Source organism: Agrobacterium larrymoorei, assembly GCF_030819275.1.
GTDB classification, from domain to species: domain Bacteria; phylum Pseudomonadota; class Alphaproteobacteria; order Rhizobiales; family Rhizobiaceae; genus Agrobacterium; species Agrobacterium larrymoorei_B.
Map to the genome: position 1 here is coordinate 290,853 of NZ_JAUTBL010000002.1, position 15,694 is coordinate 306,546.

A 15,694-nucleotide genomic window follows, 5' to 3' on the forward strand; every position below is an offset into this window, starting at 1 on the left:
AACAAGGACTAAAGCGTGTGAGCGAATCTGAAAAATCGCGACACGCTTTAGTCGCGCAGGAGTTCGTTGATACCGGTCTTGGAGCGCGTCTTCTCGTCAACGGTCTTGACGATGACCGCGCAGTAGAGGCCGGGGCCCGGCTCGCCATTCGGGAAGGGCTTCCCAGGCATGGTGCCGGCCACCACAACGGAATAGGGTGGCACTTCGCCATAAGAGATTTCACCGGTTGCGCGGTTCACGATCTTGGTGGACTTGCCGATATAGACGCCCATGCCAAGCACCGAGCCCTCGCGGATGATGCAGCCTTCAACGACTTCCGAGCGCGCGCCGATGAAGCAATTGTCCTCGATGATGGTCGGGCCCGCCTGGAGCGGCTCGAGAACGCCACCAATGCCAACGCCGCCCGAAAGGTGGACATGCTTGCCGATCTGCGCGCAGGAGCCGACGGTCGCCCATGTATCGACCATGGTGCCTTCATCGACATAGGCGCCGAGATTGACGAAAGATGGCATCAGCACGACGTTCTTCGCCACGTAGGCAGAGCGGCGGACAACGGCGTTCGGAACGGCGCGGAAGCCTGCGGCGCGAAACTGATTTTCACCCCAATTTTCGAACTTGGAGGGCACCTTATCCCACCAGGTGGATTCGCCCGGGCCACCGGTGACGATTTCCATATCGTTGAGGCGGAAGGAGAGCAGCACGGCTTTCTTCAGCCACTGGTTCACCTTCCAGTTGCCATTGGCCTCGCGCTCGGCCACGCGGGCCTCGCCTGCGTCGAGAAGATTCAGCGAGGTCTCGACCGCATCGCGAATTTCACCCTTCGTAGAGGTGTTCACGCTGTCGCGGTTTTCGAACGCGGTTTCGATGATGCTTTCGAGGGTGCCGAGATCCGAGCTGCTCATGAGAATTCCTTAAACTTCGCTGACTATCGTCATTTCAGGGAAACATCCGCACCGCTGGCCGGACACGGTCAATTGCTCTAAGCGAGTGTTTCAAGTGCGTCAATGCGATTTGGGCGATTTGACGCAAGCATCGGAAAGGCATGGAAATGGCGAAACTGAAAAACGGCAAGCTGCGGCGCAAAGATGGGGTTTGGGACCCGCTGAAAAGCAGTTCGGACGACAAGAACCAAGCCGAAGTTATTCCTAAGACACCGCAAAGCGCCTCGCCCTCCTACCGCCTTGCCTATACGGATACCGACTTCCTCTGCCGGGAAGAATTGCGCCCGATCCGCCTTCAGCTCGAATTGCTGAAACCGGAGATGATTCTCTCCGAACGCGGCATCAAATCGACGGTGGTGATGTTCGGCGGTGCGCGCATCCCCGAGCCCGGTGGCGCCGCATGGGCGGCGCGTAATGAGATGCAGAAGAAGAACCTTGAAGCAGCCTCTGTCTATTATGACGAGGCACGCAAGTTCGCGCAGTTATGTGCTGTCGAAGCGGAGAAATTCGATCACCGCGAATATGTCGTCATGACGGGCGGCGGGCCGGGCGTGATGGAAGCGGGCAACAGAGGTGCGTCGGAAGCGGGCGCGCCCTCCATTGGCCTCAACATCCTTCTGCCGCATGAGCAGGCGCCGAACCCCTATGTGACGCCAGAACTCAGCTTCAACTTCCACTATTTCGCTATCCGCAAGATGCACTTCCTCATGCGCGCCAAGGCCGTGGTCGTTTTCCCCGGCGGCTTCGGCACCATGGACGAGCTGTTCGAAACCGTGACGCTGATCCAGACCAAGCGCATGGCACCGATCCCACTCATCCTTTTCGGCAAGGATTTCTGGCACTCGATCATCAATTTCAAGGCCTTGGCTGATTTCGGCACGATTGCGCCGGACGATATAGACCTGTTCCACTTCGCCGAGACGGCCGAAGAAGCCTGGAAGATTGTCGCCGATTTCTACGAGCTATAAGGGCCGCCGTTTCTCGACGGGATAACATCGCACAAAAATGCCCGGGCTCGACTTTCGTGGAGCCCGGGCATGATGATCTGGAAGAGTGATCAGAGCCGCGCAAAGCGCTCCGTCAGAAGTGCGAAGAAGCCGTCGGCATCCACATCGCGGAAAACCTTGGCATTGACAGGACGGCTGGTGACCTTCCACCAATCGACCACGGTCATCCCCATGGTCAGCTCCGAAGACGTCTCGATTTCCACATTGCAATCGCGCCCAGCGAAGAGCTCGGGCTTGATGAGATAGGCAATGACGGTCGGATCATGCAGCGGGCCGCCATCGGAGCCGTATTTCTCCACATCGAAGCGCTCGAAGAATTCGAGCATCTCTGCCATTGCGATTGCCGGATGCGTGCCGATGTCACGGATGCGTGCAACACGCGCCTTGGTGGTCAACAGCTTGTGCGTCACATCGAGCGGCATCATCACGAGCGGAATGCCGGAGCGGAAGACGATCTCGGCTGCATGTGGATCGACATAGATGTTGAATTCAGCAGCCGGGGTGATGTTGCCACCCTCGAAGAAGCCGCCGCCCATCAGCACCAGTTCCTTTACCCGCGGGGCGATATCCGGCGCTTTCTGAAGGGCCGTCGCGACATTGGTCAGCGCGCCGAGCGTGCAAAGCGTCACCGTGCCTTCCGGCTCGCGACGAAGCGTGTCGATGATGAAATCCACCGCATGCTGTGACTGTGCAGCCAGTGTGGGCTCCGGCAACGTCGGGCCATCGAGGCCGGTGCTGCCATGCACATGCTCGGCGGTGATCGGCGCGCGCACCAGCGGACGCTCGCAGCCCTCATAGACCGGCACCTCAGGGCGATTGCACAGCTCCAGAATGATGCGGATGTTCCGGCTTGTCAGCTTCAGCGGCACATTGCCTGCCACGGCGCAAAGGCCAAGGATTTCGATCTCGTCGGGGCTCGCAAGAGCAAGCATGATCGCGGCTGCGTCGTCCTGCCCGGGATCGGTGTCGATAATGATTTTTCTGCGCTCGGCCATGGGAATCCTGTCTGTCTTGACTGACAGTCTTTTCAAGCTGCTTTTACCGCCTTGTCAATGGGCCTGTCAGGGGTAGACGGTTTTCGAAACGCCGTGTTCTTGCGTTCCGGGCGCCATGGTACCATATGCGAAAGAGCTGCCGAAACGGGGCTTGGCGACGCATTTACCGCGTGCGCCATAAGATCGTCGCTTGGATACAAGGACACGGGACTATGAGCCGCATGACACCCTTCACGCACCCGCTGATGCTTGGCTTTGACGCCATGGAAAAGACGCTGGAGCGCATGGCGAAATCGAATGACGGCTATCCGCCCTATAATATCGAGCGGCTGGCGGCGGTAGGGTCAAGCCCTGAGCGGCTGCGTATCACCATTGCGGTGGCCGGATTTGCCGAAGACGATCTCGATGTTACGACCGCGGACAATCAACTTGTCATTCGCGGGCGCCAGCAGGATCAGGAGAAGCGCGATTACCTTTATCGGGGGATCGCTGCGCGCCAGTTCCAGCGTGTTTTCGTACTGGCCGATGGGATGCAGGTGCATGATGCGCGGCTGAAGAACGGTCTGCTCTCCATCGAACTCACCCGCCCGGAAATCTCCAACGTGGTGAAGAAAATTAACATTTCCGTCTCACAGTGAGAGTCTGAGCATGTAGACCGATTCCGTTCGGCCTCTTGATCAAAGACCAACGCATCGGCGCAAAGATCCGAACGATCTTCGCAATGGACCGCGCGTCGATTTGAAATTCAGAGTGCCCAAATACGTCCTCAAAGGACGCAATGGCGCTCTATGGAGGCTGAAATATGCTTTTAAAAGAAGCGCATGCGCGCCTGACCAAATCCCAGTTGGCCCATCTCGGTGCGGGCGAAGTGGGCTACATTCGCAAGATGCGAGCCGAGCAAGTGATGAAGTGCTTCCCCGAGGCGCCCGAAATCGATCCCGGTCTTGATCTATGGGCTCTCTTTGGTGCGGACGGTACACCCATCCTCTTGACCGACAACCGGTCCAGTACCTTCTTCAAGGCTGCAGAAGACGAATTGCGGACCATCAGCCTGCACTGATTACATGTCTACAGCATCGGCCCGAAATCGGACTCGATTTTCAGAAAGCACGATGCGTCGATTCAAAAGGGTAAAGCGCCTTTTGGCGTCCAATAGGACGCACGGCGCTTTAGATGAGCGATCGGTCCTGGAGCCTTTCGTGGAAAGTAAAAAGGCCCACCCTGAGCTAGGGCGGGCCTCAAATGGTCTTGAAGGCTCGTTAGAGCCAGGGGCGATCCGGCATGTCGTCCACGCTGATAACGCCGTCATTGTTGCGGTCTAGACGCGTGAAGATCTTTTCGCCAGCGGCCATGAACTCCGGCTTGCTGAGCTGACCGTTGCCGTCCGTATCGGCTGAGGCGAACATGCCGCCCATCTTGCCCTTACGGTCTTTCCCCTTGCGTTCTTCGCGGGCTTCACGACGCTTTTCGCGGTCGCTATCCTTCTTGTCACCTTCGGCCTTCTTCTGCTCACCCTCGGTTGCAGCTTTTTCCGGTCGCGGATTGGCTTCCCGCCAGGCTTCCATTTTCGCCTTGCGGTAATCGCGCATTTCCTTCGGTGTAATAGAGCCGTCCTTGTCGGCGTCAATCTCGGTGAAAAGAGCCTCCTGACGGGCGTTGAACTCTTCCTTGCTGATCTTGCCGTCCTTGTTGGTATCGGCAACCTTCAAGAGATGAACGAACATCGGCTCGGGGCGCATGCGTGGTCCATCCCGGTCGGCCCCACCACGAGGAGCCGCCATCGTCATGGACGCAGTGGTGCTGAGCATCAGGGCAGCGCCAAGAGCGGTGATGGCGATCTTCCGTTTTAGCATATCAAAACCTTTCCATTGATGTCCCTCGCAAGACGCTAGAGGCGACGCTTCGTTCCCACCAGTTAAACATCCGTAATGAATATGAAATATCGGTAATATATGAAGTGCCTAAGCCTGCTTGGCTTGGAGCCCTGTCAGAAATTCCGACAGGTTGTCGGTGATGTAGTCAATGTGGTCATCCGTCTCAGCCGGGATTTCCCAGCGCTCCATCACGATGCCTTCGAAATTGCGCGGAACGAGAAGCACAGTCTTCATTCCCATCGCCTTCGGGGCCGTAAGATTGCGTGGCAGGTCCTCGAACATTGCCGCCCGCTTGGTGTCGAGCTGTTTCAGCGCGGCAAATTTCTCGTAGGTCTGGCCCGCTGGTTTCGGCAAATAGCCCGCAGCGACAATATCGAAAATATCTTCGAAGTGATCGAGGATACCCAATGCGCCAGCTGCGGCCTCAGCGTGCTTGACGCTGCCATTGGTCAAAATGAATTTGCGACCGGGCAGCGCCTTGATCGCCTCTCCAAGCTCCGGATCGGGAAGCAGGGCGGAGTAATCGATCGCATGTGCCTTTTCCAGAAAGTCGTTCGGATCGATACCGTAATGGATCATCAGCCCTTGAAGCGTCGTGCCATGCTCGTGGTAGTAGCGCTTCTGAAGAACGCGCGCCTCTTCCGGCTCCATCTGCAACAGCTCCGCCACATAGGCGGTCATGTTGCGGTCGATCTGGGAAAAGAGATTGATGTGATGCGGGTAGAGCGTGTTGTCGAGATCGAAGACCCACTCTGTGACATGGGCAAAATCGGCTGGCTCTGCGGTGTTCTTAGGCTTTGTGTTCATGCAACGCTTATGCCCGTTTCGCCACTCAAATAAAATCGAAAACGCGCCACCCGTGACGAAAACCGTCCTTGGCGGCGAACCTGCGCCAATGCTAATCGAAGGCATGGAATTGTGGATCGGGATCACCCTGGTCAGCGCCTTCTTGCAGAATCTGCGCTCGACCTTTCAAAAGCATCTGAAGAAGAGCATGGGCACCACAGGCGCCACCTTCGTGCGCTTCGGTTTCGGCATGCCCTTCGCGCTGACCTATCTCGCTATCCTGCATTTCGGGTTGGCAAGGCCGCTGCCGTCCATCAACGGAGCTTTCGTGTTGTGGTCCGCAGTTGGGTCGATGGCGCAGATCGGCGCGACCTTCCTGTTGGTGCATCTGTTTTCGTTCCGCAACTTCGCTGTCGGGACCGCTTACTCGCGCACAGAACCTGCCCAGGCGGCGCTCTTCGCCCTCGTCTTCGTCGGGGAAAGCGTCAGCGCCGGAACGCTCCTGGCCATCGCCATCTCGGTCTCCGGTGTCATGCTGATTTCGGTGGCGAGAACGGCACTCTCACCCGTCTCCATTATAACTTCCGTCTTCAGCCGAACCGCGGGGATCGGGCTTGCGTCGGGCGCACTCTTCGGCCTCTCCTCCGTCGCTTATCGTTCCGCATCGCTTTCGATAGCCGCAAGCCTGCCGGCACCCGATGCCATCATGCAGGCGAGCTTCACGCTGGTGGTGGTCATCGTGACGCAGACGGTCACGATGCTGATCTGGATCATGCTGCGGGAGCGGGAAGAATTGAGGCGCATCGCCAAGGCGTGGAAACCGGCAATCGCGGTCGGCTTCGTTGGAGCCACAGCCTCATTCGGCTGGTTCACCGCCATGACGCTGCAACAGGCTGCAGTCGTCAAGGCGCTGGCGCAGGTAGAGATGCTCTTTGCTTTCGCCTCGACGGTGTTTTTCTTCAAGGAAAAGATCAACAGTCTTGAACTGATCGGCTGCCTGTTGATCGTCCTTGGCGTGCTGGCACTTCTGGCCTTCGGGTAAGGGACGCCGAAGGCTTGTTCCTCAAGGCACGATCAGCGTGCCGGCGCCTTCCGTAAAGATTTCCAACAACACCGAATGCGCGGTCTTGCCATTCAAAATCACGACGCCCTGAACACCCGCCTTGATTGCCTCGATGCAGGTTTCCACCTTCGGGATCATCCCACCGGAAATCGTGCCGTCTTTGATCAGCGCCCTGGCCTGGGAGACCGTCAACTCCTTGATCAGCTCCTTGTTCTTATCGAGAACGCCCTCGACATCGGTCAGGAACAGCAGGCGGGTAGCATGCAGCGCACCGGCAATCGCGCCGGCGAATGTGTCGGCATTGATGTTGTAGGTCGCGCCGTCACGACCTGGTGCAACGGGTGCAATGACCGGGATCATTTCGGACTTCGCCAAAAGATCGAGCAGCGTGCGATCGACTTCGACCACTTCGCCGACGAAACCGAGATCGAGAACCCGCTCGATATTGCTGTCCGGGTCGATCACGGTCTTGCGCGCCTTTTCAGCGAAGACCATGTTGCCGTCCTTGCCGCAAAGGCCGATGGCCCATTCACCCGTTTGGTTGATGAGGGCGACGATCTCCTTGTTGATCGAGCCTGCCAGGACCATTTCGACGATCTCGACCGTCTTGGCGTCGGTAACGCGCAGGCCGCCTTCGAACTTCGATTCGATCCCCATTTTCGTCAGCATTGCGCCGATCTGTGGGCCGCCGCCATGGACGACGATGGGGTTGATGCCGGATTGCTTGAGAAGGGCGATATCTTCGGCGAAAGCTTTTCCAAGAGTGGTGTCGCCCATGGCGTGACCGCCATATTTTACGACGATTGTCTTGTTTTCATACTTCTGCATGAAGGGAAGGGCCTGAGCCAGAAGCCGGGCCTGCATTTCGCTTTCGAAACTCGCCATGAGAAAAACCTCGTCCTTGATTGCGCCGCTTGTAACGCAAGTTTTTGACGGATGAAACACGGATGGGGCAGGCGAGGAATATTAATTCGCAGAGGATGGCACATGCGCTGCCTAATCGGATTGACACGCGGGCGCATTCGGACCAGCCTTGTTCAGGGAGTCTGCGTCCGGCCGATCGAGGTTCGAATCGGCAGGCTGTCATGATGACGGTGGCGCGAAGCAGCGGAGTTTAACGAAGACATGGCCTTGCCGGATAAGGATATGCGCGGCGGTTTGAAGGATCAGGTGCTGGCGGGCAAATATGTGCTCGGCGCGCTGCCGGAAGACGTGAAAGCTGAGCTTGCCGAAAGGGTTCGTAGAGATCAGCAATTCGCCACCATCGTGCGACGCTGGGAAGACAATCTTGCCGAGACCGAAGTGCGAGAACAGCGTACCTTCGCATCCTACGTGGATGCCTCTATGGATCATGCGCTTCGCCGTTCGGATGACAAGCTGCATCGCAGCATTTATGGTCGTTTCGCCATTCTCACAGCTCTGTGGAACTCCACGCGCTTCTGGCGGATGACGACGCTTGCGGCCATTCTATGGGCCGGGGTGCTGCTCTTCACTGCTGTGTAAAGCGCGTCGCGAAAAAGTGTGCAGCGGTTTGCGATAACGGAACGCGATAACACAAAGAAGTAAAGCGTGAGGTGAGTCTAAAAGATCGCGACACGCTTTAAACAGTCCGAGCCCTGACACTGTCAGGGCTGCGGGTAGCCAACTGTTTTCAGGATTTCAGCGCGCAGTTCATCGAGACCAGCCGATTTTTCCGATGACGTTGCCAGAACTTCCGGGTAGGCGGCTGGCCGCTTGCGGATCTTTTCCAGTGTTTCACTGATGAGGCGAGGAACGGCGGGTTCCTTGATCTTGTCGGTCTTCGTCAAAACGATCTGATAGGAGACCGCCGCCTTGTCGAGAAGGCTCAAGACGTCCTCGTCATTCTTTTTGATACCATGGCGGGAATCGATCAGCACATAGACGCGCTTCAGTGTTGCCCGGCCACGCAAATAATCGAAGACGAGCTTGGTCCAGTTATCGACCTGATCCTTGGGCGCCTGTGCGTAGCCATAGCCCGGCATGTCGACCAGCGCCATCGGAGGCAGATCGTCTCCAGCGCCGGAATAGCCCTCTGGCACGAAGTAGTTGAGTTCCTGTGTGCGGCCAGGCGTGTTCGATGTGCGGGCCAGTCCCTTGTGACCGACAAGCGCATTGATCAGCGAAGACTTGCCGACATTCGAACGCCCGGCGAAAGCGATTTCTGCCGGGCCTTCGGGAGGAAGGAACTTCATGGCCGGAACGCCGCGGATGAAAATCCACGGCCTTCCGAAGAGGGGCTTGTCAGCCGTCATTTGGATTGCACCGGCTTTCGTTTGAACAACCCTTTGATATTGTCAAAGAGTTCGATCTTGGCACCGTGGCGCTTCATGATCACGGCCTGCTGCGAGATCGACAGGGTGTTGTTCCATGCCCAGTAGATCACGAGACCGGCCGGGAAAGACGCGAGCATGAAGGTGAAGATCAGCGGCATCCAGGTGAAGATCATCGCCTGGGTCGGATCGGGCGGCGTCGGGTTCATGCGCATCTGCAGGAACATGGTGATGCCCATGATGATAGGCCAGACGCCGATCATCAGGAAGTGCGGCACGTCATAGGGCAGAAGACCAAACAGGTTGAAGAGCGAGGTCGGATCTGGCGCAGACAGGTCGTGGATCCAGCCGAAGAAAGGCGCGTGACGCATTTCGATGGTGACGTAGATGACCTTGTAGAGGGCGAAGAAGACCGGGATCTGCAGAAGCATCGGCCAGCAGCCGGCAATCGGATTGATCTTCTCTTCCTTGTAGAGCTGCATCATCGCCTGCTGCATGCCCATACGGTCGTCGCCGAACTTGGCTTTCAGCTCTTCGATCTTTGGCTGCATACGCTTCATGTTTGCCATGGAGGCATACTGCTTGCTGGCAAGCGGGAAGAACAGGAGCTTGACCACGATGGTGGTGAGCAGGATCGCCACGCCGAAGTTGCCAAAGTAACGGAAGAAGAAATCCATCAGTTTGAACATCGGCTTGGTGATGAAGTAGAACCAGCCCCAGTCGATCAGGAGGTCGAACTTCGGAATGGAATACTGCTTCTCGTAGCGATCGACCAGCGGCACTTCTTTCGCGCCGGCAAAGATCATGTTCTTCAGCTCGGTGGAAGCGCCCGGCGCCACCGTCAGGGCATCGCTGCGATAGTCGGCCTGATAACGCGGCTGACCATCGGTGAAGTGCGAGTAGCGGGTTTCGACAGCCTTGTCCTGCGGAGGAACGATCGCCGCCGCCCAGTACTTGTCTGTGATGCCGAGCCAGCCACCGGTTGCCTTCGGCAGGACATAGGGCTGTTCCTCGACCTTCTTATAGGTCTCTTCCGTCAGGCTGCCATCAGCACCGGCAACGCCCAGGAAGCCTTCGTGGATAACGAAGACGGGCGGGGTGACCGGCTTGTTGTTGCGGGTGATACGGCCATAGGCGGAAAGTGTGATTGCTTCCTGACCGGGGTTCTCGATCTTGTCGGTGACGGTGATCATATAGTGATCGTCGATCGAGATGGTGCGGTTGAAGACCACGCCCTTTTCGTTGGTGTAGGAAAGCGTGACCGGCGTCGTCTCGGTCAGCTTCGCACCGGCTGGCGCGGTCCAGACCGTGGTCGGGCCAGGCACGGAGCCAACGCCCTCATTGCCGATATAGCCGAGTTCGGTGAAGTAGCCGTCATGCGTCTCGGCGGGCGAGAGGAGCGTGATGATCGGGCTCGAGTTATCCACCGTCTCATGGTAGTCCTTCAGACGAACGTCATCGAGACGCGCACCCGTCAGATTGATGGAGCCGGCAATGGCGTTGGTGTCGATTTCGACGCGCGGCGTCTTCGCCAGCGCTTCGGCGCGCGTAATGGTCGTGGCCTGCTGGCTGGCGGTGCCGGGGAGAGTGCCGTTCGACGTTGTCGCCGGGGCGGACGAGCCGTCGGCGGGTGCCGTCGTGGTCTGTGTCTGTTGCGTGGCCTGCTGCGCCTGGCGTGCCTCTTCGGCGCGGCGCTGCTGCTCGATACGCGGGTTCATGTAGAGAAACTGCCAGGCAAGTACGATGACAACCGAAAGGGCGATCGCGATAAAGTAATTGCGGTTTTTTTCCATCATTCTTTCCTGGAGCGGGTCTCCCGGGAGCGTCCGTTTTTCGCGCGTCCCTCGATCCGCTCTATGAGCAAGTTTTCCAGTACGGCGAAGTCGGTATTCAATGCGTCCCTTCGGGCGACAATCACATAGTCATGCCCGGGTTTCATTGCAAACCCGGCAGAAAGCCTGACGGCTTCCCTGAGGCGGCGACGCATACGGTTGCGTTCCACCGCGTTTCCCTGGCGCTTCGTTACGGTAAAACCGACCCTGGGTTCGGTTTCAGGAGCCTGCCGATCCAGGACCTCCAGAAGAAAAGCGCTTCCACGCCTCTTTTCGCCCGCCTGAACGGCAAGGAAATCCGGCCGGTTTTTCAACCGACCGGGCATTTTCTTCTTATCTGTCATCTGCCGCGACTTTCATCGGGCAACCACTTGATTAAGCGGACAGACGTGCGCGACCGCGAGCGCGGCGAGCTGCAAGAACCTTGCGGCCGCCAGCTGTAGCCATGCGAGCACGGAAACCATGACGGCGCTTGCGAACAAGCTTGGACGGTTGGAAAGTACGCTTCGACATTTATTTAATACCGCGGGGTGCGGCCCTTCTTGACTTTGCCCTTATGGGCAAGAGCGTTTCGACTGATGCCCGGAAAGCCATCATAGACTGCAAAATGCCCGGACGTGCGGGCTTATAAGGGCTTATGGCCCGCAAAGTCAATTGGTGAACCGCATCACGCGCTCACAGCGCACGAACCGAAGGGCGCGGCTTTTCACAGCACGGTTGATCCTGCTCCCATGGGTTAGCTTTTCATTATTCTTGCACATAAGTGAAATCTGAAATTGTTTTTTAATTGGCCTTTAATAACGTTCTTGTGACCAGGCAGCCGGGGGGGGCTTTGCGCTCTTGGCTAGGGGGATCTGGGACACCGGGGGGAATTCGCAGTGAAAATTCGGAGCAAGATCAATCTTCTCGTTGGCTTTTTGAGCCTTGTCGCCTGTAGTATCGGCGGTCTTTCGATTTACGCCATCAACAAATATCAGACCCATGCGATCGCTCTGGATGCCGTTGCAGATCGTGCCCGCTTTGGCGAGACCCTCAACCGGCTGGTGACTGCGGTCGTCATGGAATCCCGTGGCGTATACGCGGCCAAGGACGTGGCGGCAGCTGCGAAGTTCGCCGATGGCATCATCACGAATCTGGACGCGATGGCGGCACTTTTAAAAGAGTGGAAGCCGCGTGTCCCGGCGTATCAGGCTGCTGCCTTCGACAATATCGAGAAACGCTTTGCCGAGTTTCGCGCCTTTCGCACAGAGACGGCCCGTCTTGGCCGCGAAGTCGGTCCTCAGGAAGCCAGCATCCAGGGCAACAACGAAGCCAACCGGGAAAACCGCAAGGCCTATCAAGGCGAAATCGACGCGGTGGTGAAGGGCGACCTTAAGGATCTCGACGCGATCAAGGCAGAGATTGAAGGCTTCGGCCATGTCATCTTTCTGGTTGTCGCTCTCGTCACTATCACTGGCGTCGGTGCTGGAGCCATCATCGGGCTTTATGTCGGATCCAGGCAGCTGAGTGCACCGATCCTGAAGGTGTCGGAGGTGATGAAGTCTGTCGCCGACGGTCATCTCGAAGCCCAGCTTCCTTATCTCGACCGTAAGGACGAGATTGGCGAAATGGCTTCGGCCGTCGAAGTCTTCAAACGCAATGGTTTGGATATGCGCCGCATGAATGCGCAGGAGACCGTCATGCGCGCCAAGAGCGACGATCTGCAGGCGGGCATGGCGGATGTGGTTGGCGCTGCGGCACAAGGCGATTTCAGCCGCCGCATCACCAAGGATTACGGCGACGACAACCTCAACCGTTTCGCAAAGACGATCAACGATCTTCTCGGCAGCGTCGATAGCGGCGTCTCCGAGGCAGGCCGCGTGATGGCCGACCTTGCGAAGGGCGATCTGACACGCGCCATGAACGGCGAATTCCATGGTGTGTTCGCTGAGCTTCAGGCCAACATCAACGACACGATGTCGAAGCTGAAAGCGACTATGGCGGAGGTGCGCGACAGCACCGGCGGCATCAATGACAATGCCAATGAGCTGCGCTCAGCGGCTGACGATCTGTCAAAGCGTACGGAGCAGCAGGCGGCAGCATTGGAGGAGACCTCCGCGGCACTGGACGAAATCACCGCCGTTGTGAAAAACTCTACCGCACGCGCTCAGGAAGCGAGCGCCATGGTGTCCGAAACGAAAGAGAAGACGGCCCATTCCGCGAAAGTGGTTCGCGATGCAGTCAGCGCTATGGGCCGGATCGAGCAGGCATCGCGTGAAATCAGCCAGATCATCAACGTCATCGATGAGATCGCATTCCAGACGAACCTTCTGGCTTTGAACGCAGGCGTTGAGGCCGCGCGTGCAGGTGAAGCGGGCAAGGGCTTCGCAGTCGTTGCGCAAGAGGTACGCGAACTCGCGCAGCGTTCGGCCAATGCCGCAAAGGACATCAAGGCGCTCATCACCAAATCTGGAGAGGAGGTCGGCAGTGGCGTGACGCTCGTTCGCCAGACGGGTGCGGCACTCGAAGACATCGAGACGCGCATCTTGAGCATCAACGACCATATTCACTCCATTGCCACAGCAGCACAGGAGCAGGCGACAGGTCTTCAGGAAGTCAACACGGCCATCAACCAGATGGATCAGGTGACCCAGCGGAATGCCGCCATGGTGGAGGAAACCTCTGCTGCAACTCATAAGCTCAGCGGCGAAGCGGCAACGCTGGTCTCGCTGGTCGGCCGCTTCCGCCTTGGGAACGAGACTTCGCAGGCTCAAAGATTTGCGGCTCCAGCCCGATCGTCCTCTACGCCAGTGGCCTCTCCGGCGCGCAGAATGATGGGCACGGTGGCACGCGCTTTCAGCAGCTCCGCCGCAGTTGCACCGAGCAAGGACGAGTGGCAGGAGTTCTGATCACATAACTTTGGCCGATACGGAGCGCCGCCGTTCAGGCGGCGTTTTCCGTTAGCCCATCGAATTGTGTATCGGTCTCGCATCCGTTTGAAATTTCGCGTCGAATCTTTATGATATCCTCAAATGACGCTGTTTGCCGAATTGGACGCCGCCAAGGCTTCTGACCGCTGGCCGGCAGACCAACAGGAAAAGCCCTGGTGTTTTCAGCACTCAGAAACCGGATGAATGGCGAGCGGGAGGATGAGGCCACGAGCCGCCCCCTGCGCGAGATGCCTGGCCTGACCCAAGGCCTGTCCGGACGCCTGCTTCTGTTGACCATCATTTTCGTCATGATCGCCGAAATTCTGATCTTCGTGCCGTCCGTTGCCAACATGCGCCTGGCATGGCTGCGTGACAGGTTGAACACCGCCGCTGCTGCGGGCGTGGTGATCGACGGTCTTCAGACGGAGCTTCCCCGAAGCGTCCAGAACGACACGCTGCTGGCGACCGGCGCAAAGCTCATTGCACTGAAGAAGGATGGCACATCCACTCTTCTCGCCGCCACCGAGGTGCCGCCGAGTGTCGATGATCAATACGACCTGTCGGACGTCTCGCAGCTGCAGGCGGTGCGCGATGCCTTTTCAGTGCTGCTCTTCGGCCAGAACCGCGTCATCCGTGTCTTCGACGTGATCGGCGACAGCAACATGATCATCGAAATCGTGATGAGCGAGAATAAGCTGCGCGCCGCGATGATCGCCTATGCCGGCAACGTGTTGATGATTTCGGTGGCGCTGTCCCTGATCACCGCCAGCCTGATTTTCGTCTCCATCAACCGCATCCTGATCCGTCCGATCCGGCGCTTGACCGTTGGCATGCAGACCTTCTCGGAGCGACCAGACGATCCTGCAAGCCTGTTCAAGCCGGAAGAGGGTACGGATGAGCTGGCAGTTGCCGGACGACACCTCGCTGACATGCAGGTGCAATTGCAAAAGACGCTGCGACAGCAGAAGAACCTCGCCGATCTGGGTCTCGCCGTCTCCAAGATCAACCACGACATGCGCAACATCCTGGCGTCCGCCCAGCTCATGTCGGATAGGCTGGTGGATGTCGAAGATCCCATGGTCCGCAGCTTCGCGCCAAAGCTTCTGAGAACCATCGACCGCGCCGTCGGTTACACGAGCGAAGTGCTCGCCTATGGACAGGCAACCGAAGGCGCGCCAAAACGCCGCCTGATCGAGCTTGCTGAAGTGGTTCAGGACGTGAAGGACATCCTCGCCATCGAACCGGAGAGCGGGATCGAGTTCGTCGACACCATTCCGGAAGGTCTGAAGATCGATGCCGACAGCGAGCAACTGTTTCGGGTTCTCTACAACCTCTGTAAAAACAGCGTGCAGGCGCTGCAACAGGCCAATGGGTCCGACTACCCAGCAAAGCGCCTGACGATTGCCGCCCAGCGCAACGATGCCGCCGTCAGCATCGTCATCGACGACAACGGTCCCGGCATGCCGCAGAAGGCCCGCGAAAACCTGTTCTCGGCCTTCCGCGGCTCCGCACGCTCTGGCGGAACCGGCCTCGGCCTCGCCATCGCCCGCGAGCTTGTGCTGTCCCACCGCGGAACGATTGCCCTTGTCGAAAAGGCCGATCGTGGCACGCAATTCCGCATCGAAATCCCCGACCGCCCCCAGCCCGGATCGACGGCCGCCACAAGCTAGTTTTACTGCCGATCCTGCTGCCCCGACGCCGCCAATACGCCATCCCTTTTCCATCGCGATTTTGACGCTCAAATAGGTCTTGCCGAAAAATCATTTATTTTCAACTGCTTGTAAAATTCATTGCAGGAAAATGACGATTTGAAAACAAAATCGCTTGCATTCGAAGGTGGGACGTTTTAGAGGATCGCCACGCCAGCAGAACAGCTTCTGCGGCACGCACCCGTAGCTCAGCTGGATAGAGCACCAGACTACGAATCTGGGGGTCAGGAGTTCGAATCTCTTCGGGTGCGCCATTTCCTCTTCTTTAATGAGTACACGTTTTGTTT

The 15,694-nt window shown here is 57.9% G+C and carries 16 protein-coding genes and 1 tRNA gene; 8 read left to right on the forward strand and 9 right to left on the reverse strand.

The window, feature by feature from the left end; genetic code table 11:
• Positions 1–47: 47 nt before the first annotated feature.
• Positions 48–902 carry a 2,3,4,5-tetrahydropyridine-2,6-dicarboxylate N-succinyltransferase gene (gene dapD / locus QE408_RS09985; RefSeq protein ID WP_306930713.1) on the reverse strand — a complete coding sequence of 285 codons (855 nt, stop codon included), beginning with the start codon at positions 900–902 and terminating at the stop codon, positions 48–50.
• Positions 903–1,048: 146 nt separating this feature from the next.
• On the opposite strand from dapD, the gene QE408_RS09990 reads away from it, so the two are divergent.
• Positions 1,049–1,909 (forward strand): LOG family protein, encoded by an 861-nt coding sequence (locus QE408_RS09990; protein WP_306930715.1) that lies wholly within the window; start codon positions 1,049–1,051, stop codon positions 1,907–1,909.
• 89 nt (positions 1,910–1,998) lie between these two features.
• Here QE408_RS09990 and QE408_RS09995 read toward each other — a convergent pair whose 3' ends face one another.
• A complete protein-coding gene (locus tag QE408_RS09995; protein WP_306930717.1) occupies positions 1,999–2,943 on the reverse strand; it encodes a nucleoside hydrolase in 945 nt (314 codons plus the stop codon).
• A gap of 212 nt (positions 2,944–3,155) precedes the next feature.
• Here QE408_RS09995 and QE408_RS10000 point away from each other — a divergent pair, with 212 nt between their 5' ends.
• A complete protein-coding gene (locus QE408_RS10000; RefSeq protein WP_306930719.1) occupies positions 3,156–3,581 on the forward strand; it encodes an Hsp20 family protein in 426 nt (141 codons plus the stop codon).
• A gap of 164 nt (positions 3,582–3,745) precedes the next feature.
• The gene (locus QE408_RS10005) at positions 3,746–4,003 is read left to right on the forward strand and encodes a DUF1150 family protein (protein ID WP_062445714.1); all 258 of its coding nucleotides are present in this window, start codon (positions 3,746–3,748) and stop codon (positions 4,001–4,003) included.
• A gap of 199 nt (positions 4,004–4,202) precedes the next feature.
• Here QE408_RS10005 and QE408_RS10010 read toward each other — a convergent pair whose 3' ends face one another.
• Both QE408_RS10010 and QE408_RS10015 read right to left on the reverse strand, forming a co-directional pair.
• Entirely contained in the window at positions 4,203–4,796 is a 594-nt protein-coding gene (locus QE408_RS10010; protein ID WP_306930725.1) for an EF-hand domain-containing protein, read from the reverse strand.
• A 108-nt stretch (positions 4,797–4,904) separates the two neighbouring features.
• A complete protein-coding gene (locus QE408_RS10015; RefSeq protein ID WP_306930727.1) occupies positions 4,905–5,624 on the reverse strand; it encodes a pyrimidine 5'-nucleotidase in 720 nt (239 codons plus the stop codon).
• 103 nt (positions 5,625–5,727) lie between these two features.
• Between QE408_RS10015 and QE408_RS10020 the strand changes: the two genes are divergently transcribed.
• On the forward strand, positions 5,728–6,645 hold the full coding sequence (locus QE408_RS10020) for a DMT family transporter (protein ID WP_306934752.1): 918 nt from the start codon (positions 5,728–5,730) through the stop codon (positions 6,643–6,645).
• 21 nt (positions 6,646–6,666) lie between these two features.
• Here the strand turns inward: QE408_RS10020 and argB are convergent, their stop codons facing one another.
• Positions 6,667–7,551 (reverse strand): acetylglutamate kinase, encoded by an 885-nt coding sequence (gene argB, locus QE408_RS10025; RefSeq protein ID WP_306930728.1) that lies wholly within the window; start codon positions 7,549–7,551, stop codon positions 6,667–6,669.
• Between the two features lie 240 nt (positions 7,552–7,791).
• On the opposite strand from argB, the gene QE408_RS10030 reads away from it, so the two are divergent.
• Positions 7,792–8,169: a hypothetical protein gene (locus QE408_RS10030; RefSeq protein ID WP_306930730.1), complete on the forward strand. Its 378-nt coding sequence runs from the start codon at positions 7,792–7,794 to the stop codon at positions 8,167–8,169.
• Positions 8,170–8,291: 122 nt separating this feature from the next.
• Here the strand turns inward: QE408_RS10030 and yihA are convergent, their stop codons facing one another.
• Genes yihA through rpmH form a run of 4 tightly spaced genes read right to left on the reverse strand, consistent with a single transcriptional unit; the run spans position 8,292 to position 11,302 of the window.
• Positions 8,292–8,939: a ribosome biogenesis GTP-binding protein YihA/YsxC gene (gene yihA, locus QE408_RS10035; RefSeq protein WP_306930732.1), complete on the reverse strand. Its 648-nt coding sequence runs from the start codon at positions 8,937–8,939 to the stop codon at positions 8,292–8,294.
• Positions 8,936–10,750, reverse strand: a complete 1,815-nt coding sequence (yidC, locus tag QE408_RS10040; RefSeq protein WP_306934753.1) for a membrane protein insertase YidC — start codon at positions 10,748–10,750, stop codon at positions 8,936–8,938. Before yidC ends, yihA begins: the two co-directional genes overlap by 4 nt.
• Entirely contained in the window at positions 10,750–11,133 is a 384-nt protein-coding gene (rnpA, locus tag QE408_RS10045) for a ribonuclease P protein component (protein ID WP_306930734.1), read from the reverse strand. Before rnpA ends, yidC begins: the two co-directional genes overlap by 1 nt.
• A gap of 31 nt (positions 11,134–11,164) precedes the next feature.
• The gene (gene rpmH, locus QE408_RS10050; protein WP_010972613.1) at positions 11,165–11,302 is read right to left on the reverse strand and encodes a 50S ribosomal protein L34; all 138 of its coding nucleotides are present in this window, start codon (positions 11,300–11,302) and stop codon (positions 11,165–11,167) included.
• Positions 11,303–11,667: 365 nt separating this feature from the next.
• On the opposite strand from rpmH, the gene QE408_RS10055 reads away from it, so the two are divergent.
• From QE408_RS10055 to QE408_RS10065, 3 genes are all read left to right on the forward strand, one after another.
• On the forward strand, positions 11,668–13,677 hold the full coding sequence (locus tag QE408_RS10055) for a methyl-accepting chemotaxis protein (protein ID WP_306930753.1): 2,010 nt from the start codon (positions 11,668–11,670) through the stop codon (positions 13,675–13,677).
• 269 nt (positions 13,678–13,946) lie between these two features.
• Entirely contained in the window at positions 13,947–15,368 is a 1,422-nt protein-coding gene (locus QE408_RS10060) for a sensor histidine kinase (protein ID WP_306934754.1), read from the forward strand.
• A gap of 216 nt (positions 15,369–15,584) precedes the next feature.
• Positions 15,585–15,661 (forward strand) — tRNA-Arg (locus QE408_RS10065).
• The last annotated feature ends 33 nt before the right edge of the window (positions 15,662–15,694 follow it).